Source organism: Hymenobacter sp. YIM 151500-1, assembly GCF_025979885.1.
Classification (GTDB): Bacteria; Bacteroidota; Bacteroidia; order Cytophagales; family Hymenobacteraceae; genus Hymenobacter.
This window is the reverse complement of the sequence record NZ_CP110139.1, coordinates 3,851,517-3,872,338: the sequence shown is the minus strand read 5'-3', so window position 1 is coordinate 3,872,338 and position 20,822 is coordinate 3,851,517. Positions and strand designations below refer to the sequence as shown.

At 64.7% G+C, this 20,822-nt stretch carries 11 protein-coding genes; 1 reads left to right on the top strand and 10 read right to left on the bottom strand.

What is annotated here, in order from left to right:
- Positions 1–37 precede the first annotated feature (37 nt).
- The 4 genes from OIS53_RS16115 to OIS53_RS16100 form a co-directional block, all read right to left on the bottom strand.
- On the bottom strand, positions 38–1,711 hold the full coding sequence (locus tag OIS53_RS16115) for a hypothetical protein (protein ID WP_264679600.1): 1,674 nt from the start codon (positions 1,709–1,711) through the stop codon (positions 38–40).
- A 90-nt stretch (positions 1,712–1,801) separates the two neighbouring features.
- Positions 1,802–3,850 carry a DUF4280 domain-containing protein gene (locus tag OIS53_RS16110; RefSeq protein ID WP_264679599.1) on the bottom strand — a complete coding sequence of 683 codons (2,049 nt, stop codon included), beginning with the start codon at positions 3,848–3,850 and terminating at the stop codon, positions 1,802–1,804.
- Positions 3,851–3,970: 120 nt separating this feature from the next.
- On the bottom strand, positions 3,971–5,785 hold the full coding sequence (locus OIS53_RS16105) for a type VI secretion system Vgr family protein (protein ID WP_264679598.1): 1,815 nt from the start codon (positions 5,783–5,785) through the stop codon (positions 3,971–3,973).
- Between the two features lie 579 nt (positions 5,786–6,364).
- Positions 6,365–7,768, bottom strand: coding sequence for a DUF3370 domain-containing protein (locus tag OIS53_RS16100; protein ID WP_264679597.1), 1,404 nt, complete (start codon positions 7,766–7,768; stop codon positions 6,365–6,367).
- Positions 7,769–8,508: 740 nt separating this feature from the next.
- Here OIS53_RS16100 and OIS53_RS16095 point away from each other — a divergent pair.
- The gene (locus OIS53_RS16095) at positions 8,509–9,267 is read left to right on the top strand and encodes a response regulator (protein ID WP_264679596.1); all 759 of its coding nucleotides are present in this window, start codon (positions 8,509–8,511) and stop codon (positions 9,265–9,267) included.
- Positions 9,268–9,401: 134 nt separating this feature from the next.
- Here the strand turns inward: OIS53_RS16095 and OIS53_RS16090 are convergent, their stop codons facing one another.
- The 6 genes from OIS53_RS16090 to OIS53_RS16065 all read right to left on the bottom strand — a co-directional run bounded on the left by OIS53_RS16090 (position 9,402) and on the right by OIS53_RS16065 (position 20,799).
- On the bottom strand, positions 9,402–11,753 hold the full coding sequence (locus tag OIS53_RS16090) for an RICIN domain-containing protein (RefSeq protein WP_264679595.1): 2,352 nt from the start codon (positions 11,751–11,753) through the stop codon (positions 9,402–9,404).
- Positions 11,754–12,161: 408 nt separating this feature from the next.
- Complete coding sequence (locus tag OIS53_RS16085) at positions 12,162–14,309, bottom strand: RICIN domain-containing protein (protein ID WP_264679594.1); 2,148 nt, start codon at positions 14,307–14,309, stop codon at positions 12,162–12,164.
- A 323-nt stretch (positions 14,310–14,632) separates the two neighbouring features.
- Positions 14,633–16,879: a T9SS type A sorting domain-containing protein gene (locus OIS53_RS16080; protein WP_264679593.1), complete on the bottom strand. Its 2,247-nt coding sequence runs from the start codon at positions 16,877–16,879 to the stop codon at positions 14,633–14,635.
- Between the two features lie 191 nt (positions 16,880–17,070).
- Positions 17,071–17,193: a hypothetical protein gene (locus tag OIS53_RS16075; RefSeq protein WP_264679592.1), complete on the bottom strand. Its 123-nt coding sequence runs from the start codon at positions 17,191–17,193 to the stop codon at positions 17,071–17,073.
- A 92-nt stretch (positions 17,194–17,285) separates the two neighbouring features.
- Positions 17,286–18,842 carry an RICIN domain-containing protein gene (locus tag OIS53_RS16070; RefSeq protein ID WP_264679591.1) on the bottom strand — a complete coding sequence of 519 codons (1,557 nt, stop codon included), beginning with the start codon at positions 18,840–18,842 and terminating at the stop codon, positions 17,286–17,288.
- A gap of 121 nt (positions 18,843–18,963) precedes the next feature.
- Positions 18,964–20,799 (bottom strand): RICIN domain-containing protein, encoded by a 1,836-nt coding sequence (locus tag OIS53_RS16065; protein ID WP_264679590.1) that lies wholly within the window; start codon positions 20,797–20,799, stop codon positions 18,964–18,966.
- Between the last annotated feature and the right edge of the window lie 23 nt (positions 20,800–20,822).

The window sequence follows — 20,822 nt, the reverse complement described above, 5'->3', positions numbered from 1 at the left end:
GGTGCTAACCGACTCGTTAGCCAGCGCCAACCGCTGCTTACCGTTTCTTGCCGGCCACGTACTGGTGCATGAGAGCAATATCAGCTGCTTTTTGCTGCTCAATAGCCTGTTCCATCGGTCCTAGATCGTGGCCGCCGGTGCCCACCTGGTGCCGGATGCCTACGGCTTGCGGGATGTTGCCGTGGAACGAGACACCCGGCTGCCCAAAGACGGGCGGGGAGTCCTGAATCCAGCTGAGCGGGTCGCCGCTGGAGTGCAGTGCGTGCACCAGGTGGCCACGCTCGGTAAATGCAGCGTCCGTCAGGCCAAAGCGCTTGAGCGTGTTACGGTGTACCCCAGCCGCGTTGAAGGTGAAGGCCCGGGTTTGGGTGATGAGCGCCGTGGATCCGGCCAGGCCACCGCCGAGCGAGTGGCCCGTAAACTCGACGCCGGGGTATTGATTTTTTACCTGACGTGCCAGTGCCACGGCATGGTCGTACTGCCGGGTAGGAATGCCTATGCCTTGCTTGATGTCGACGGAAATATCGGCGGGAATAGAGGGGAACGTGACGGACGGCAGCTTAAACCCGCCGACGCGAATCCGGCCGATACCTGGCACAGGCGGGAGAGAAACAGACGGCACCTTGGCCCCACCAAGTTGAAACTGGCCCATGTCCGTAACCTCGGTGCCCCCGAAAGCCAGCACCGGCCGGCCACCCGGCTCGAAGCTGCTTTTGTACAGCACGGCATTGATGCCGCTTTTCTTGTCGTAGTGTAAAAGCTCGGGCGTCCATCCTTCCGGCGGGTTGCCCCTACGCAGGGTTATCGACTCGGCCACAACCGGCCCTTTGTACTTGGTTTCGATTTGCCGCCAGCCTGCCTCGGTGTACTTGGCCCGGTTCTTCTGGTAGTCGGCGGGCGTGACAAACTTGTAGTTGTAGGCGTCGCCGCTGAGGCGGAGACGCTCTACCGCCTTGTTGTTAAACTCGAGTCGGTCAATGGCCCGGATGAGTTTCGGGCTCTTCAGCGTGGCCTGTTTGGCCTTGGCCTTTTTAATCAGCTCCAGTCGCTGCTCATAGCGTTCCTTTTTGGCATTGAGCCAGCCCGTGCGGACGGGCGGCTTGGCACCCGCCGGCTTGGCTTTCTGCTTCGGCTTTTTCGGTTTGTTTTGCTTGGACGCAGCGGCCACCAGCTGCTCTTGCTGCTGCGAGGCGGCCAAATCAGGCTTTTGCAGAGCTGTCGACGGGGCGTTGGGGTTCCACCCGGTTGGCAGAGCCCCGGCCAGGGGCAGCTGCGGCCCCGCCGAAGCCAGCAGCACCTCCTGACCCGTTTGCATAAACTGGTGCAGCTCGGGCCCCACGGCTTCGCGGAGCAGATGCTGGCCCACCTGACCAAACCACTGCTGGTTCAGCAAAGCAGTGGGGTCGGCCACCAGCCCCGTTAAGCCGCCTGGCAGCACCTGCGTGATGCGCTGTAGGGTTTGCAGCGCCTCCGGGTTCAGTGTGCCCAGCACGTGCTGAAAGGCCGCCTCCAGTTTTTGCGGAGCCACGGCCAGCTCACCGCCCGCCCCGCTCACGGGCAGCACCGCGGCAACCTGGGCTACGTCGGCTGGTACTGCCTGCTGCAATGCCCCGGTAGCGTACTGAGTTACCAGCTGCTCCAGGGCACGGGGCTGGCCGCCCGTCATGGCGTGCAGGCCACTTACTATATGGGTGAGGTTTTCGGTGTTCATAGGTAGCGTGCTTCTCTTGCTGAGTTGGCACCGGAGGAGTGAGCTGGCACCATTTGCCGGGTGGCTGCTTGGTTGTGCAAAGACTGGTTTTCACTTTTTGCTTTCCAGCTTCAGCTGCAAGCCGCCCGAGCTCATGCCGGGGAAAAAGAAGCGCAGCGGCACGCGCACTTCCTGGCCGGGATTCACCACGATGGGGGCTGCCGTAAGCTCCTGGGAGGTTTTGTACCAGGTGATGAGCACTGTGGCAGGAGGCTGCCCATTGAACGACATGGGCCCGTTGAAGTACAGCTGCCGGTCTTTGGTAATGGCCGCGCCGGGCGCCGCGTACGCCGAGTTGTGGCTAAGCCAGACGCGCACCTTGCGGGGCGTGGCCTGGTCGTTGCGCAGCACCAGGGCCAGGTCAAATTCTAGCCCGTAGTTGGCGTGGGTGCGTTGGGCCGAGTCGTCGAAGACCAGCGACTCGCCCTTGGCGTCGCGCAGGCCCGGCAAGCTGTGCACGCGCGGGCTGTCGGCCTTGCGGCCGTAGCCCGAGTCGTTCAGCGAAAAAGCCAGGTGGGCGTCGCACTCGGGCAGAGGCACGGGCGTGTCGCCGACGAGCTTGGAAGCGCCGTACACGCCGGCCGTTTTGCCCAGGGCGTTCTTGGCGGCGCCTTCCTTTTTCGACAATTGGGGCTCCTCGTTGCCGTCGGCCATGCGCCGGGCCTTGATCATAGCCAGGGCCTCGGCCGGGTTGTCGCCGGCCGTAGACACCACGTAGGTGTACACGCCCTGGCCCCCGCTGGTTTTCATGTTCAGGCTGGTTTCCATGCCCCCGCTCGGGTTTACGCGCTCCTTGTAGAGCACCGCCGTGCCGCCGGGCGGAATCACCCCGTTGAATTTGTCGGGGGCGGCGTCGTTGAGCATGTCCAGCGCTACGTTGTAGTACACCGACCGGCCGGTATAGGCCGTGTACTCACGTTGCTGCTCGGTTACCAGCTTGGCGCGGTCGGGCGTGGGGGTAATGTGCTTGACCGGCTTGTTGTTCACCCGCGGCACCCCAGGATACACGCTCTTGTCGGCCCCGCTCATGCCGGAGCCGGCCACGTCCACGGTCACGGCCTCGGTTTTGCTCGGGTTGCGGGCTATAATCCAGATAGTGCCCGCCCCGCCGGTTTTGTTTTGGTGGCTGGCTACCAGAAACGCCTCCTTCAGCGGCATGTCGCCCATGGTGGCGTCGCGCGGGTTAGGCCCATCGTGCGAGAACAAGACCCCATGCTTGGAAATACTCTCGCCGTTGTTGGAATTGACCACGGGCGGCCCGCCAGCCTTGATGTTAGGCATGGCCACCAGCTTGGCCGGGGCCAGGGCACCCTCCGGCATGGGGCCGCAGGTCCAGGTGGCGGGCGTAACGGGTGGCGCGGCTATCAGGTCCAGCGGAGCCGTGGGGCCGGTTTGGCCGGAGCGCGTAATCTTGATGGTACCCCCAACTGCGCACTGGTTGGTGCACGTTTCGAGGAGCAGCGCGGGCGCCTCGCCCACCTTGGTGTTGCGGAAGTATCCCTCCCATCCCTGCGGCGCGGGCACGCAGGGTTTGTTTTTTTGCAGCTTGCAGCCCCCAAACGACGGGATGTTGACCAGCGGCGCGTTGTCGGTGGTGTTGGCGCCGGGCCGGCCGCCTACCTCGGGCCGCTTGGCTACCACCCGCAGCATGCCGGGCGCCGAGCCTTTGTTGCACTTGAGCGTGGCCCCATCCACCACGTATTCGTACTGCTGCATGGCCGGTGGGGGCGTGCTGCCTGCCGGGCCGGGCTGCTGGGCCGGAGGTTCCGCCGGTGGCGGTGGAGTAACTGGCTTCGGGGCAGGTGACGCACCGGCTGGCGGTGAAGCTGGCGGGGCGGCCGGCTGTTTGGCCGGCGGTGGAGGTGGCGGAGGCGCTGGGGTTGAAGGTAGGCGGGAGGGTGCTGGCTGCACCGGAGGCTTGGTTGTGGGGGCTGCCACGGGAGCCGGGGGCGCCGGCGCGGGTGCCGGCTTGAGCTTGTTGGCCAGCTCTTGCTGCTGCCCGGCCCGCTTTCGGGCGGCTTCCGCCTCCTGGGCTCTTTTCCGGGCTTTTTCAGCCAGGATACCTTCCAACACCTGTTGCTGCTCTTCTTTGGTCGGCATGGTGGTAAGACTGGTGGATGGCGTGTGCTCCTGATGCGGGCGGCCGCACCGCAGCCGGTAGTCTGCTGGCTGGTAAGCTGATTGCGAGAGGCGTTTGGGGGCCGGGCGGCTGCGGCGCTGCTACAGGTAGCGGGAGTCGTCGGAGGAGGAGGTGAGCTGCTGGCCGCCGTCGAGGTGCATGTTTTCCTCGGCCTTGCCCGTGATGAGCTTGCCCTGGTAGGCCAGGCGCTCCTTGGCAATGAGCGTAATGTCCTTAGCCACGGAGTGGGCCACGATTTCCTGCTCGGCCTGCAGGCTGATGCGCCGCGCGTGCATGTGAATCTCGCCCAGCATGCCCGCGTCCAGCGTGATGGTGCTGCCCGACACGTGCACCGGCCCCAGCGTTTTGATGGTCACGTTGCCGTCCCCATCAAAGCCCAGCTGCAGGGCCGTGCTTTTCTTGTTCGAGTTCGACAGCAGCATCGTCATGGCCCCCAGCGCGTCGTTCATCGTGATTTTGTTGCCGGCTTTGGTTTGCAGGCCCTTCACGTGGTTGTTGCGGCGCGAGTAGGCGGCGCCCTGCGCATTGGCGGCATGGAACAGGTTGCCCAGCACCACCGGCTGCTCGGCCACCTGGTCCTGGTAGGCCACCAGCACCTGCGAGCCGATTTCCGGGTTGAACAGCTGCCCTTTCCCGTCGCCGCTGTAGGGCGTCAGCACCCGAATCCAGTCGGTTTCGGCGTCGCGCCGGTGCTGCACGGGCCAGTAGTAGCGCACCTTCAGCCGGCCCAGCCGGGCCGGGTCCTGGTCGTCGATAACTTCGGCCAGCTCCGGGGCCGCCGCCCCGCGCGGGGCCAGCGGGGCGGGCGGCACGGCGGCCTGCACCGGCACGGCCGTGAAGGTGTTGCCGTAGTTGCCGTACTGGTCCACCGTGTGGGTCAGGGTGAGGATGCGGTAGGCGCCGAAGCTTTCCGGCAGCTGGTGGCGGCTGCCCAGGCCCTTGCCCCGGATGATGAGCACCCGCCCCACCTGCAAGGCCGGGTTGTCGCTCGTGCCCTGGGCCGTGACCAGGCCGGCGGCCGTGGCCGCCTGGCGCAGGGCGGCCTGCTGGTCGAGCTGGCGGGCACTCTGCACCGGGTGCGGCGGGGGGTGGTGCCCGGCCTGGTAGAGCTGGGCCGACTGCCCGAGGGCCGTGTGCAGCAGGGGCTGTTTGGCCAGCTCCGGCACGTGCTGGGGCTGGGTGGTACTCGTCAGCTGCTCGTGGCGGGTGTAGTCGTAGGCGTAGAGCTGCTGCCCGGTGGGGCGCAGGCCCAGCTCGACGCGGAAGGTGTTGTAGTGGCCGTCGGCCCAGAACTCCAGGCCTTCCTCCGCCGGCGGCGGGCCCAGGCGCAGGTGCTGGCCGTCGTAGTACAGCCACTCGCCGTACTCGGCGGCCAGGCGGCGCAGGAAGGCGTAGTTGGTTTCCTGGTACTGCACCACGTAGGGAATGGGCTGCTGGTAGAGCGGGGCCAGCGTGCGCGTCAGCACGTTGGTGGGAAAGGGCGCCAGCACCGTGGTGAAGATGGCGGCCAGGGTCTGGCCGCGGAAGGTGCGCTTCTGGTAGCCGCTAGCCAGCAGCTGGCAGGGGCTGTAGCCGCTGACGCGCACACTGCCCACGTAGTCGTTGTCCTGCCCCGCGCTCAGGTGCGTGACCAGGCCCTTGAACTGCAGCTGCTGGCCCTGGTTGAAGAAGTGCGCATCGGCCAGCAGCTGCAGCGTCAGCGCCTGGCCGAGCAGGCGGGCGGGGGCGTCGCTAACAAAGGCCGCCCCCGCGCTTTCCACCCGGTCGAAGGGCACCACCACCTCGAAGCGGTGATGGTCGAAGAGGCTTTGCGTCAGCGACACGCGCTGCACGTCCTGGGCGGGCGCCAGCGGCTGCTCGCCGCACTGTACTGCTACACTTACTTGCCGGGGCATACCGAAAGACGAGAAAAAGATGACAACCAAAAAAGAGCAGCCGGTTTTCGTCTGCTTGCGTGCTACTATTTCGTGGACCCGCGCCGGGCAGCCGTTCAGCCGCCGCTGTTCGGCCACTCGTACTTGCTACCGCCCAAGCGGCTCAGCTATAGCCTTCCAAACTAAAAACCCATCATTACTTAATCATCAGCATTAGCATCAACGACAGAATAAATAGTATAAACCTCATAATTTATTGCGTTAACCTATCCATACACTCTTCCATATTTTCTGATGTTGTTTAGGAAATCGAATCGAAAGACCGTCCTGCTGAGCTGGCCGAAGCACCTCTACCGCTGGCTAATCAATAATGCTGCATCGAAGCGGGAGAGATGCTTCGGCCAGCTCAGCAGGACCGTTGTGTTGATTTTTGACTTCCTAAGCAGCCTCTCTGGCTTATATCCTACCGGATAAGCAACACAGAACAGAGCAGTGCTGCGGACAGACAGGTAGCAGCGGCCTTTCCTGCATGTTATCCGCAGACCCTTGCGGCGCCGGATGGCTTGCCGGTGGCTGCCATCCGGCGCTGGGCTGGTTGCATCAGATACCCGACTCCAGGTCCAGCTGCAAGCCGGCCCCGAAGCCCAGGCCCGGCACGTAGCACACCACGTTCACGGTTACGGTGCCATTGCCGGGCACCGGCACCGTGCGCAGCGCCTGGCGCTGCGGGCCGCGGGAGTTGGCGGCATACTGGTTGTTGAACAGCGTTACTTGGTGCACCTGCGAAGCGGCGCCGTTTACCACCGTTTGCACCGGGCCATCAAACACCACTTCGTTGTTGGCATTGATGGGATTGGCCCCCAGCGAGATACGCACGTTTTTCTGCGTGGCGGCGGGGTTGCGCAGGATCAGCTTGGCGTTGTACTTGTGCCCGTAGCCGCCCCAGGTGCGCGTCGAGGACCGCAGGCGCATGGTGAAAGGCGCGCTCTGGTCCTGGTAGTAGATGGTGGAGCCGTCGGCAATGGGCTTGCGGTTGTTGGTGTTGAAGCACAGGCCCATGTAGGCGGCGCCGCTGGCGGGCAGCGTCACGTTCACGTCGCCGGTGTAGTAGGCCGAGTTAGTGGCAATGCCCGCCTCACGCCCGTACGCCGTGCCGGAGTTGTCGACGGTAATCAGGGGGCTGCCCTGGTTGCCGGGGGCCTGCTGGGCCGCGTTACCGGAAGCAAAAGCCACGGCCCGGCTCAGGCTGCCATCGAAGGTAGCTACGGTAGTGAAGTAGGCGCTGCCCCCGGCCACGTTCAGCTCGTAGCGGCCTTCGGTGGTGTACACGTCCTGGCCGCTGGGCTGGGCCGGGAGCCGCACCTTGGCAATTTCGACGGCTTTGAGGGGCTGCACCGTTTGGCTCACGTTGTCGAGCACGTTGTTGGTCCAGGCCTCCGAGCATAGATACCAGGAGCTTTTCAACGACGGACTGGTTTGGCGGAAGCGCCACAAGTTGTTGGCCACCGCTTTGCCTTTGCCCGTGATGGTGACGGTGCCGGAACCGGGGTTGGTGGCAATCAGGTGCAGGTATAGGTCGCGGTTGGTGGTGGGCTGGTTCTGGTTGTTGAGCTTGCCCATGAAGTTGAGGTGGGAGAAGTACAGAGCCACCGCCCCCGACAGCGGCGTGGCCGTGCCGCCGCGCTGGGCCGCGTTGCCGCCGTTGGTCATCAGCCAGCCTTCGCCCGTAATGGCTTCGGGGTTGTTGCTCTTCCAGAAGGGCGCACCCACCAGGCCGCCGCTGCCGGTGGCGTCGTTCACGCCGGGCAGGATGCGCAGGTTGGCCGGGGCTACCAGAGCCCCCGGCGCCAGCGTGCCCGTGGTCCAGGCCAGGCCGGCCTGGGCATCCTGGGTGGAGCTGACGCCTTGGGGCAGTACTGGCTCGGTTTCGGGGGTGCTACAGCCAGCCGCGAGTAGCAAGGCAGCCGCAGCGGCCGAATAGCGGGAAGCAAGTGCTTGTTTCATAGGGAGCTGTGTGGGTGAATGGGACGGATGCGCAGAGAATCAGGAAGCTAAGCGCCGCACGCAGCGGGCACACACCCAGCCAGCAGCCGGCCGTAACCCGCAGGCGGCGGGAACATGGGCAACAGCATTCGGGACCTTGGGCCTGGTGCTTTCTGGTCAGAAGTCCGGGAGCTTCAGCTCCGGCCGGCGCCACCCCGCGGTAGCGGTGCAGGTGGCAGGCCCCCCGGTTGGGCGGGCTCCACGGGGCCGCCACGGGTAGCCAGTGGCGGGGAAGTTCGTCGGCAGCACATCGAGGCTTTTAGCATCTGGTCAGGCAAATACAAGTCGAGCTTCACTAACCAATGATACGGCTTCTGCTGCCTGGGTAATGCCGGAGCTTGCCCAGATCTGGATGAACTACTGAAAAACCTGTGTAAACGACAATAAATCGGGAATCAGACTGTTCCGGCGGAAAATGCCCCGCCCGCGCCGCCCAGCCGGCCCACAGTCGTGCTTCGGTGCCGCCACCGGCCAAACCAGCAACTCACGCTCCGGCTACTCACTATATACAAATTACTATAATCAAAAGACCAGCACCTGTCCGAAACCCTGACTAACTTGGGCCAACGCGTGACTCTCAACGCTTTCAGGATGCCTGTCTGATCGGGCCTTCGTCGGCGAAGTCAGATGGTCCGGCATCTTGCCGGCAACACGCGCCGTCCTGTTGTCTCTGTTTACTTACAGTCCCCGCCCGGCTGTTTATGGTGTTCCATACAATTCTCATTGTCGAAGACGAATTCATCATTGCCGATCATCTACGCGGAGTGCTGGAGCAGCTGGGCCACAACGTACTGGATATAGCCGCCGAGGTGCCAGCGGCCATACAGCTTATCGAGGAGCAGCGCCCTACGCTCGTTCTGGTTGATATCAAGTTGCAGGGCGAGCTGGACGGCGTTGACCTGGCCACCCGGCTCCGCGCCGACTACCACCTGCCGTTCATTTATATCACCTCCTTCTCCGACTCGGCCACGGTGCGCCGGGCTTCCCAGACCCGGCCCTACGGCTACCTGGTCAAACCGTTCAAAGACCGGGACGTGTACGTGGCTCTGGAAATGGCCTGGTCGGCCTACGCCAGCGAAACCGGTGATTCGGGAGCCGTGGCGGTGGTGGCCGGGGAGCCGCACCGCACGCCCGACGACGACGGCCTGTTTGTGCGCGACCGGCGCCAGCGCGTAAAGGTGCTGTATCAGGAGCTGCTGTGGCTGCAAGCTCAGGGCAACTACACCAACTTATACACCAACTCGGGCCGGTTTTCTATCTACAGCGCCCTCAAACAGGTGGAGCAGTACCTGCCGCCGGCCGACTTTATCCGGGTGCATAAGTCTCATGTGGTAGCCCGGCGCCACATTGTGGCGCTGCAAAGCCAACAGCTTATCCTCTCCGATGGCACCTCCGTGCCGGTGGGCCGCACGTACCAGGCCGATTTATTTAAGCGCCTCAACGTGTTCAAGTCGCTGTAGCTTGCTGGGCCCAGGCGGCTGTAGTCGTATCAAACAAGAAAGCCCGCCGATGCTCGGCGGGCTTTCTTCTTGGTGGGCCGGTTTCAGGCGGCTGCCGGGTCGGCAACAGCGGCGGGGCCGGCAGAAACTTCGGGTTACTCTACCCGTAGCTTACGCACGGCTACGTGCTGGCCCAGCTCCAGCCGAAGCGAATACAGGCCAGCCGGCAGCTCGCCGAGCTGCACTTGCTGCTCGTGCCACTGGCCCGGCCGGGAAGTGGGCAGGGCGTACACCCGCACCTGCCGCCCCACCCCATCGAGCAGGGTAAGCCGGCCGGGCGCCGTGCCCGGATTGCGGAAGCTGATTTTGGCCGTGCCCGAGGCCGGGTTGGGATACACCACCACGTCGGCGGCCGGCAGCTCCGCCGGCCGGGCCCGGTTCTGGCTCTGGCCGGCTACCGGGTCCAGGCGCCACTGCTGGTTGAGGCCGCCCACGTACTCCCACTGGTGCACCAGGGCGCCATTGGCCTGGCTCACGCCGCTCACATCGAGGGCCTTGCCGCTGGCTTGGTTTAGCAGCTTGTAGTAGCCATCAGTGGTAGCCACAATCTGCCAGCGCTGGGCGCCGGTGTTGTTGCAGTCCCACTGCTGCACACGGGCCCCATTGGCCGAGCTGGCGCCGCTTACATCCAAGCACTTACCCGAGTGCACGGCCGTGAGCGTGTAGTAGCCGTTGCCGACGGCCGTAACGGTCCACTGCTCGTTGGCTGCTCCCGTCGAGGTCGGCCACTGAATCACGTCGGCCCCGGTAGCGGTGGAGGCGCCGCTGACGTTCAGCCGCTGCCCGCTGTGGCGGGCCGTGAGCGTGTACACCCCGCTGAAGGTGGCCGGGGATGGGGGCGGCGGCGAGGTAGACGTAACCGTGGAAACTTCAAAGGCGCCAATGTCGGGGTTGCCCACGCGGGCGTAGCCGCGCTGGTCGGTGGCCGGGGCCCCCGAGGCCGTGCCGGCGTTGATGGCCGGGCTGCCCGTGGGCAAGGCCATGGTTTTGGTGAAGCCCCCGTTTTCGGCCAGGGGTTGCAGCCGGGCATCGGCCACGAGCACGGCGCTGGTTAGCCAGTCTTCGCGCTGGGGGCCGTACTGGGCGGCGTAGGTTTCGGGCCATTGCAGGTTGCCGGCGCCCACCGTCAGGCCGGAGCCCTTGTTGATGGTGCCGCCCCCGTAGGAGTTGCTCTGGTACTGGGTACCGGTCAGGTTATTGTAAAACAGGTTGTTGACCAGCGTAGTGTTGCCGCCGTTCATCAGGGCGCTGGCGAAGTTGCCCCCGCGGTTGCCGGCAAAGGTGCAGTTGGTGATGGTAGCCGTTTTATCGGGCCCCGAGCCGTCGTAGGCCAGGCCCCCGCCCAGGTTGGCGGCCGTGTTGCCGGCGAAGGTGGCGTTGCTGAGCGTCAGGGTGGTGTTGGTCATCCACACGCCCCCGCCGGTGCCGCCGGTGGTGTTGTTGGCAAACGTGGAGTTGGTCAGCGTAAGCGGGCCGTTCATGTGGTAGAAGGCCCCACCCATGTCCGGGCCGCAGGAGTTGTTCTCAAACGCGCAGCGGTCCACGCTGTTGGTGCTGCCCTTGCCGGCGTAGAACACCACGTTCAGGGCCCCGCCCTGGTGGCCCGACTTGTTGTTGCGGAACACGGTGCCGCACAGGCTCATGGAGTTGTTGACACCGTTCTGGTCGATGCCGTCCACGTACACGGCCCCGCCGCTGCCGCCTTTGTCGAAGGTGCCGCCCGTGCCGGTGGCCTCGTTGCCCTCAAACACGCAGTTGATGAAGCGCTGGGCCGTGCCGATGGTACCCACGGCCCCGCCGTTGGCGCCTTTGTTGCCCACAAACGTGCAGTTGGCAAACACGGCTTCCTTGTACAGAATCGTGTGCACGGCCCCGCAGGCGTCGGCATTCACCGAAATGTTGTTGCCGGGGTTGATGGCGCTGTTGGGGAAAACGGTCTGGTTGTTTTCAAAGCGCACGTTGATGATACGCAACGAGCCAAACGCGCCCCGGCTGGCCAGGGCCGCGCCGCCGAGGTCGGAGCCGTCGGCCGGCGTGCTGATGCGGCCGTTGATGAGTTTGATATTCTGCAAGCCCAGCAAGGTGCCCCCGGCCTGGTTCACGGCCGGCTCCTTGCGGAAGATGCGCACGGCATTATTGCCGCTGATGGTGACCTTGCCCGCGCCGTCCAGAATAACCTCCTTGTTGGGCACGGTGAGCGTGGAAGTCAGCGTGAGCGTGAACGGGTCGGGGCCGCAGTTGCACTGGATTTTGCCGCCGGCGTTGATCAACGTTTGCAAAGCGGCCTGGGTGCAGGAGCCGGGCGTGCCGTTGCCGAACTGCACGGCCCCGGCCATGTCGGTGGGGGCCGGGTTGGGGCAGGGCCCGGTGGTCTGGGCCTGGGCTGGCCCACCCAGCCAGGGTGCCAGGGCCAGCAGCAGGCCAGAAAGTAGTTGGGTTGTTTTCATAAGCTGGAAAAGAGAAAAGTGTGGAACTGGGAAAGTACTACAATCCGTGGTATGTGCAACCATCTTTCAGACGTAGACGAGGATTGTTATTCGGGCTCTGGCTGTAGTCGCCTCACCCCCACCCCTCTCCGGAAAAGGAGAGGGGCTCTAGCTCTAGTTTTTTTAGCTTCTAGCTGGCGTTTTACCAGCATCAGCTACCCTTAGCCCTTCCTCAGCTGAAGAGGAGAACTAGCCGGTAGTCGCTGGCTTCATTTCTAGGCAATTGCATAGAAACCAACTGGCTACATGAGGTGGAAGGCCGCGCCAGCTAGTAGCTGACGCGGCTTCACAAAACGACAATTCATCTGCCGGAGGCAAGCCCTCAGCCGGGCTCTGCCAGGGCCGCGACGCCAGCAGCTGAACAGGCTGCTACCGGGCAATCAGTAGCTTGTAGGTGCGCGGCTCCGCCGTCCCGCCGCTCACGCTTACCGTGTGCACGCCACTGCGCACTACGTCGGGCAGGCGGAAGTGCACCAGGTTTTCGCCGGCGGTTACTGGCGCGGCCGTTTCGTACACGGTGCGGCCCAGCTGGTCGCGCACCACCACGTGCAGGCGGCCCGCCTTCGGAGCCTGGCAGCGCAGGTTCACGTCGGCAGTTGCCGGATTGGGGAATATGGCATCGTCGAGGGCGCCCAGCGGCTTACTGCCGGCACCCGGCCGGGCGGCCGTGGCCTGGGCTACGGAAGTGCCGGCCGGTACAAGCCGCCAGCGCTGGTTGCCGTCGCCGTGGTAGTCCCACTGGATGATGCTGGCTCCGTCGTTCACGGACCGGCCGTTTACGTCGAGGGCTTTGCCGCTGCAGCGGGCCAGCAGCTTGAAGTAGCCGCCGCCCACGGGCAGCACCAGCCAGTCCTGGGCGGCGGTGCCGTTGGCGGTGTATTGCCACACGGTGGCCCCGTTGGCGGTGGAGGCATTGGCCACGTCGAGGCGCTTTTGGCTGTGAGCGGCCGTGAGCGTGTAGTAGCCGGCCGTAGCGGCCGGGGCCAGCTCCCACTGCTGGTTGGTGCCGCCGTTTGGGGTGTGCTGCACCACCGCGGCTCCGTCGGCGGTACTAAACGAAAGCACGTCGAGCACTTTGCTGCTGTGCTGGGCTTGCAGGGCGTAGCGCCCGGTGCCGAAGGGATTGTAGGGCGCCAGCACGCTGCCCGGCACCACCGTGATGCTCGTGTTGTTGGGGCCGGTCCAGCCTACGGCCACATGGTCGCCGCCGCCGGCTTCCTTCTGCAATATCTCAAAGTAGAACCGCCCCCCGGCCACCAGGTACACCTGCGCCGACTGCTGCTCGGGGTACTTGCCCCACTCGCGCGGGTTGGTCCAGCCGGGCACGTGGGCAATGCGCGACTTATTGGCTTCCTCCGGGCCCGAGCTGAGCCACAGCTCACAGTTGTCGTCGCCGGCAATGTGGAAGGTGTACCAGCCCGCGGCCGGCGAGACGATGTAGCCCCGGATGCGGGTGCCGTAGTTGTCAGCCCCACCGGCGGCTACTTCCAGCTGGGTCAGCAGCTCCCCGCCCGAAGCCGGCGTGGCAGTGGGAATGGCCGATACAGCCGTGCCCCCAATGCCGGTCCAGACCTCGCGCACCACGGCGCCCGTGGCCACGGCCGGGCCCGGCGTGCTTGGCCCCCCACCCGTGTAGGCCCGGATTTGCGCGTACAGCGTGCCATTGCCGCCCAACCCGCTCCAGGGGTAGTCGCGCGTCACGTCCCAGGCTATCTGCTTGTAGACGGTGGCTTGGGCCTCGGTGAGGGCGGCGGGCTTGTAGGTAACCTTGCCCACCGGGCTTTCCTGGTAGATGCAGGCGTAGTGCACCAGGTTCACCATGTAGGAGCCCAGGTCGCTCAGGTGCAGGTCGTCGCTGAAGTGGGTGTTGAAAAAGTCGGTGACGCCGGGCACGCGGCCAGCTTCAATCTCGATGGCCAGCTTGGCCAGAGCCAGCCCCGCGGGCACAATGCGGATTTCCTTGCCGCCGGTCTGGTCGTCCATGCGCTGGCGCACGGCTTCGTCGTAGGCCAGGTGGTTGCAGGCGCCCTGCACCCAGTTGCGGGCCGGCGTCAGGCCCAGGCCGGCCGCGGAGCCTTTGCCCTGCGACCAGTTGTCCTGAAAGGCTTTGTCGGGCCACTGCTGGTACAGCCAGTGCTGCACGTCGGGGCTGTTCTGGCGGCACAGGTTGTAAAACCGCCCGCTGTAGTCGGCCTCGTTGTCGATGGCCCGGTCGTGGCCGGCGAAGGGCTGGGTGAACAGGTGGCCGATGGGCGCGCGGTTGACGAAGACAACCGGGTAATTGGTGTCGCCGAAGCCGGTGTTGGGATGGTCCCAGAGCCAGTCGGTGGGGGCACCCGGAATGGTAAAGCGCAGAAACACTAAGTCGCGGCCGGCACTGCGGCTGAGCGGCTCCAGCATACCGTTCTTGGTGTCGGTCAGGCTGTTGCCGATGTGGTAGGTGGTCTGGGCCTGAGCAGGCAGAGCCAGCAGACTGGTCCATCCTGCCAGGAGGAACAGAGAAACGGTTTTTTTCATAGCGGAGAGAAATGGGTTAGGTGAAGGTGAGAAAACAACCGGTGCCCCGCGGCATCAGGCAAAGCGTATGGCTACTCCGAGTTGCGGACTGGAGCTAGTTGCTCTCTGGAAAGGAGGGGGTTGAGTTCTAGCTCTAGTTGCCTCACCCCCACCCCTCTCCGAAAAAGGAGAGGGGCTCTAGCTCTAGCTTTTAGTTGACGTTCTACTGATTGTCAACTACCCCTAGCCCCTCCTCATCTGAGGAGGGGAACTAGCTGTAGCTCTAGTTGCTAAGTTTATACACTCCGCAACTTGACCTAATTAGTGCGCCCGGCCCGCGCCCGTTACTGCACGGCCAGGCGCAGGGTGGCCTGCTGGCCGTTGCGCTGGCCGCGCACCTGCACCACGTACAGGGCCGCCGCCAGGGGCCGGATGTCGGCTTCGAGGGCGTTGTTGCCGGCCTGGGCGGCGTAGGTTTTCTGCCACACCAGGCGCCCCTGCACGTCGCGGATGGCCACGCGCACGGGCTGGGCCACGTGGCTGGCAAAGCTGATGCTGACCGCCTTGTGGGCCGGGTTGGGGTAGAGTACGGCCGCGGCTTCATCGGCGGCTCCGGTGGTGGAAGTAGCCGTGCCCACCCGCTCAAAAAGTAGCGACTTGGTGGCGTTGCACTCGGTTATGTAGCGCAGGCGCAGCACGCTCAGGCCCTGCTGCAGCTGGAGCGTGACGGGCGGGCTGAGCACAAACTTTTCCCAGTTGTTATTCGGGTCGCCGGGCGTCACGATGTCCTGCACCACGGTGTTGTTTACCAGCACCCGCATGGAGGACGAGGGCAGGTTGCCGCCCACCCGGGCCAGGCGCACGCGCAGGCGGTAGGTGCCGGTGGCGGGCACGTTGAGCAGGTAGTCGTGCTGGTCGCCCGCGTGCAGGTAGGGCAGGGCGTTGGGGTTGGTGGTTTTCCAGCCGGTGCGGTAGCCCACGTGCTGGCGCGTGTCGATGGAGTCGGGAATGGCGAAGCCGGCCGTAAACTGCGGGCGGAGGCGGGCAATGGCCTGGTCGATGCCCTCAATCTTGGGAGAGTTCAGGTTCATCATGGAATTGGTCAGGCCCCAGGTGCCGTACTGGCTGTCGTAGTTGGTGGCGCCGGCCACAAACCACATAAACAGCCCGTCGGGGCCGCCGTGGCCGTACCAGCCGCGCAGGTACTCCAGCACCACGTCCTTCATGGCCGGGTCCAGGCTGGCGTCTTTCTTGGCCTGGATGTTTTCGGGGCCGAAGGTGTCGGGGCCGCCTTCGTAGCAGAAGTGCTTCAGGCCAAACCACGTAGCCTGGGCCGTCATGATGTCGAACTCCGAGCTGCGCGCCGCGGTGCGGGTGTTGCTGGGTGCCCACATGTCGGCAATGTTCTGGCGGAAGGCGGCCAGAATTTCGGCCTTGGACATGCCCGCGCGCTGGTTAGGGATGCCGAAGTAAGGCGCCCCGGCCACGGCGTAGAAGAAGTTCTTGGGCGGCCCGTAGTGCTCGTGCACGAAGTTGAGGGCCGTGCCCGGAAACTCCCAGGGGTTGGCAATCTGCCCGGCCAGCACGGGCCGGATGCGGGTCATCATGGCCGCGTCGCCAAACTCGGCCCGGAAGATGTTGCTGATTTGCATCAGGCGCTTGCCGGTGCGGCGGTGGGCCCACTTCCAGGTGTCGGTGGGGACGCCGTCGTCGAGGTTGGAGTTGCCGGCGGCCACTTCGGCTTTGGCCAGCTCCACGTTTTCGTGAAACTGGGAGAAATTGTAGTTCCAGATTTCGTTGCTGTACTCCACGTAGCACCTAAGGCCGGGGTTGAGCCGGGCCTTGACCAGCTTGGCCAGCTCGCGCACATAGTCGTCGTCGGCCCTGAGCGGCACGTTCAGCCACATGTCCTTCTGCGTCTCGTTGCAGAGTTGAATGCAGTATTCCCAGGCCACGCCCTTGCTGCTCATCTGAGAAGGCGAGGTGGGCACGGTCCGCTCACTCCATTTGCTCACGGGGTTGCCGTTGGTGCTGGTCCAGTCCATGAAGCGCAGCACCTGAAAGCGTTGCAGGTGCTCCTTGAGCGGCCGCGTAAACGTTTCGGCGGCAGTGTAGCCGGGCATGATGAGCCGGATGTCCTGCACGCCGCTGGCTCCCACGTTGCGGAAGGCCATCATCATCTGGTTGTCGGGCTGGGCGGGCACCACCACGTCGGCGGTGCTGGTGTTGGTGGCCGCGTCGTAGCGGTAGTTCTGCACCGAGAAGTTGCTCGACACGTTGCTGACCGTGGCCTGGCCCTTGAAGGAGAGCTTGTAGGTGCCGTACAGGTGGGTGTTGTCCCTCATGTCGGCCATCACCACCATACCGAAGTCGCCCAGGGGCCAGCCGTTGGCGTCGAGGCGGGGCGGCTGGTTGTCGTAGGGCGTTTGGGCTGAGCCAAAGCCGCGGTGGGACTTCATCACGTCCACGAACGGCCGGCTCTGCGACCAGTCGGTTACGCCGTCGAGCCCGGCCCCGAGGGGAATTTGGGTTTGGGCCCGCCCCGCCCAGGGCAGCAGCAGGAAGGATAGCAACCAGAAACATTTCTTCATCGGAAAGGAGTTAGGGTTGAGGAAAGAAAGGAGGATCGAGGTAAGATGCAGTAAAGCATATACTTACCACCCGAGCCGGACCCAGAGCCACAGCTTCTCGGATGGGTGGCTGGTCGGAAGCTGGGCTAAGGAAAGAAACTGGTGGCAGCTGGTTGCGGCCAGGATTGCCAGTCGCAACCAGCTGCCACCTATTAGCGGCGGGTGAAGCGCCAGCGCTGGGCTTTGTTCTTGAGCTGCTGGTACAGCCACACGTTTTTGGGGCTGCTGCTTTCGCCTTCCACATCCGGGGCGTAGCCGGGCGAAGACTTGGGCACGAGTTCAAAGTTGGAGTGCACGGACCTGAAAACCGATCTAAGCCGAACCGTGGAAGCAGTGTGTAATCAACTTAGGTCGCAGCCAGGCTAGGTTAGGGGCGAATCAGCACGCGCAGGCGCTGGGCAGGCTCGGAGTTGTTGGCTTGGCCCGTGTGCACGTCGAGGAAGTAGAGGCCAGCGGGCAGGCCGCGCACGTCCAGCGTGTGCTGCTGGCGGCTCTCGGCGGCAGGGTAGGTGTGGCGGCGCACCGTTTGGCCCAGCGGGTTGCGCAGCACCAGCTGCACGCGGTCAGCCGTCGCCACGTCGTACTGCACCGTCAGCTGGTCGCGGGCCGGGATGGGGTAGGCTTTCACGGCAGTAGGCAGGCTGGCGGCGGTAGTTGCCGGGCGGGCGCCGGTATTGATGCGCTGCAAGCGCCAGCGCTGGGCCTTGGTACCGTTTTCTTCCCAGAGCTGCACCTTCGTGCCATCGGCCGCGGCGGCGTTGTTTACGTCCACGGCCTTGCCTGGCGCGCATTTGGGCGTGAGCTTGAAGTAGCCGTTGCCGACGGCCGTGAGGTAAAAGCGCTGGGCGTCGGTGCCGTTCCAGCCGTAGAGTTGCAGGGGTGTTTCGTTGGCCGTGCCCGAGCTTTTCACGTCCAGCACCTTGCCCGCGTTCATGGCCGAGGAGAGGCGATAGGTGCCGTCGCTCTGCCGGGCCAGGTCCCACTGCTGGTTGGCTTGGTTGCCGCCCGTGTTCCAGATATTCACCCGGCTTTCGTCGGCCGTGGCCCAGCCGTACACGTCGAGGCTGCTGGCCGGGGCGCATTCGGGCACGAGCGTGTAGCGCCCATCGGCCACGGGGGCGGCGGTGCTGCGCTGGTACACCCGCACCCAGTCGCACTCGAAGTAGGCGGGCAGGGCTGCGGCGGCTGGGTAGCCCAGCCAGTCGACCCCAATGCCAAAGTTGATGAGGATGCCCATGGGGTCGGCGGGAATGTGCTCGGTGAAGCGGCCCATTTCCTTGCCGTCGATGTACCACACAATTTTGCTGGCGTCCCACTCCACGGCGTACACGTGAAAATCCTGGGAGTAGTCGATGCCGGTGTTCAGCTTGATTTCCCGCTTGTCGTGGTTGTCTTCCTGGCTGGGCTCGGGCCAGTGCAGGTTGGCGGCCGGCTCACCCGAGTGGCCGAAAAACTCCACAATGTCGATTTCGGGCGGCCACTTGGTGCTGGAAGGAGCCAGCCAAAAGGCCGGCCAGAAGCCGGACATGCCCTGGCCGGGCGCTACCTTGAAGCGGCCTTCAAAGTAGCCGTAGGCTTGGCTGAAGGCCTTGTAGTTCTGCACCATGCCGGTAGTGTAACGCTTGCCGCCCTGGGGCTTGTCTTCGGCCTTGAGGCGCAAGAGCCCGTTCTGCACCAGCACGTTTTCCGGGGCGCAATAGCCGTCGTAGTTATGGGTACGGCCGCCCCAGGGGTATTCGTCGGTCCACTTGCTGCGGTCCAGGCTCGTGCCGTTGAACTCGTCGCTGAAGGTGAGCCGCCAGCCCGTGCCGGGGGGGCCCGCCTGCGCCGCCAGCAGCGCGGGAAACAACAGCGGCAGTAGGGCGGCCAGGCCGCGCCGGCCGGCGCGGAGCAGGCTGCGGCAAGTGAAAAAGCTTGCTTTCATGTTGGTGTAGGATGAGGATTGTGAATTAAGAATAGGACTGTCAGCTACGCGCCTCGGTTCTGTAAATGCCCGTGGCACCTGGCCGCCCAGGGCGTTTGCAGAACCAGCGGCGTGTACTTCCTTAGGGCTGAATGAGCACCGTGCGGTGCAGAGGCCGGCCCTGGCCCGTGTGCACGTCGAGCAGGTAGGTGCCAGCGGGCAGGCCGCGCACGTCCAGCGTGTGCTGCTGGGGGCCGGCACTGGCTTGCGGGTGCGCCTGGCGGCGCACGGTGCGGCCCACGGCATCGGTCAGGCGCAGCTCCACCGCGCAAGCAGCAGCCAGCTGGTAGTGCACCGTCAGCTGCGCGCGGGCCGGGTTGGGGTAAGCCTCCAGCGCCGAGGAGGCCAGCAGGAGGCCGGCGGCGGCGGCCGGCGGCCGGCGGGCCGTGGTGGTGCCGGGGACCGGCGCCCAGCGCAACTGCCACTGCTGGTTGGTGCCGCCGGTGGCCGGCCACTGAATCACGTCGGCTTCCCGAACGAGCGAGGCGCCGCTCACGTCCAGGAAATGGCCGCTGTGCTTGGCCTGGAGCGTAACAAAGCCGCCCCCGACTTCCGTGATTTTCCAGCGCTGCGCGTCCGAGCTGAGCCACTCCCACTGCTGCACGTTGGCGCCCTCGGCGGTGCTGTAGCCGGCCACGTCGAGCACCTTGCCCGAGCATTCGGCTGTGAGGCGGTAGTAGTCTCCGCCGGCCGGGGCCACCGTCCAGGTTTGGGCCGATGAGCCGTTGGGTGTGTACTGCCACACGTTGGCGCCGTTGGTGGTAGCCGAAGCGTGTACATCCAGGGCCAGCCCGCTGTGGCGGGCCAGCAGCACAAACCGGCCGGCGTAGGCGCTGCCCGCGGGGTTGTGGTTTTCCAGAGTAAAGGCGCGGTAAGTGGTGCCCCAGTTGTTGTTATTGGTATCGTTGGGGGTTTTGCCGTCCGAGCGCAGCAGGGCGTCGCCGTCGTTTTCGTCGGATTTCCAGAGCCAGGCCAAGGTAGTGCTACGCGTGTTACGAACCGCGTTCAGAAAGTTGACCGGGTTCATCAGCCCGTCGGTGTTGTAGGGGCCCACTTCGCCGAAAAGCAGGGCGCAGCCGGCGTTGTGCACAGCCCGGATGCGGCGCTCCACCGAGGCCTGGCTTTCGCGCAGCCAGTTTTCGTAGGCGTGCACGTCGAAGACGAGGTTCTTATTGGTCTGGCTTTGCAGCAGGGCCGGGCCCCTGGCCAGGATGATGTCCTCGTCCTGGCCGCTTTCGGCGCCGGGCACCACAATGATGTTCTGGTTGCCGGTGCTGCGAATGTTATTAACCATTTCCTGCATGTCCGACAGCCACAGCGCGTCGGAGTAGCCGTGGCTACGGTCGTACCAATAGGGCTCGTTCCACAGCTCAATCCACACGTCGGGCTGGTCTTTGAAGAAGGTGGCTATTTCGCGCATCCGGGCCTTGTAGTCGTTCCAGAACGGCGTTTGCGACGGGTTCAGGCCGGTGAATTTCTCTCCCTCCACGTTGGGGTTCCAGCCGAAGGGGCAGAAGATGGTGACCTTGCCGTTGGCGCGGTTGTCGCGGGCAATCTGCTCCAAGGGACGCAGGTAAGTAGGTTCGCTGGCTCCGTTGATGTAGACGCCCACCGGGTAGGTGCCGGCAATGGGCTGCTGGCGCAGGGTGCCGATGAACTCGCGGGAAATGTCCATGTTCCAGGCGTTCATCTGGTCGCGCGAGCCTTGGTCGCCGCCGAACACGTGCTGGGCGTTGGCCCCGCGCCAGACCGTGGGCACGCCGTTTTTCAGAATGCGGCTGCCGGCCACCGAGTAGGTGGCCGTCTGGGCCTGGGCCGTGAAGCCCGCGCCGAGCAGGCTCAGCCACCACGCCAGGCCGACCAGAAGGACCCAAGAATAAAAACGACGGGCGAAAGATGCTTTGGTGAGTGAGTACATAGCAAGACCGATTAGAAGAAGTT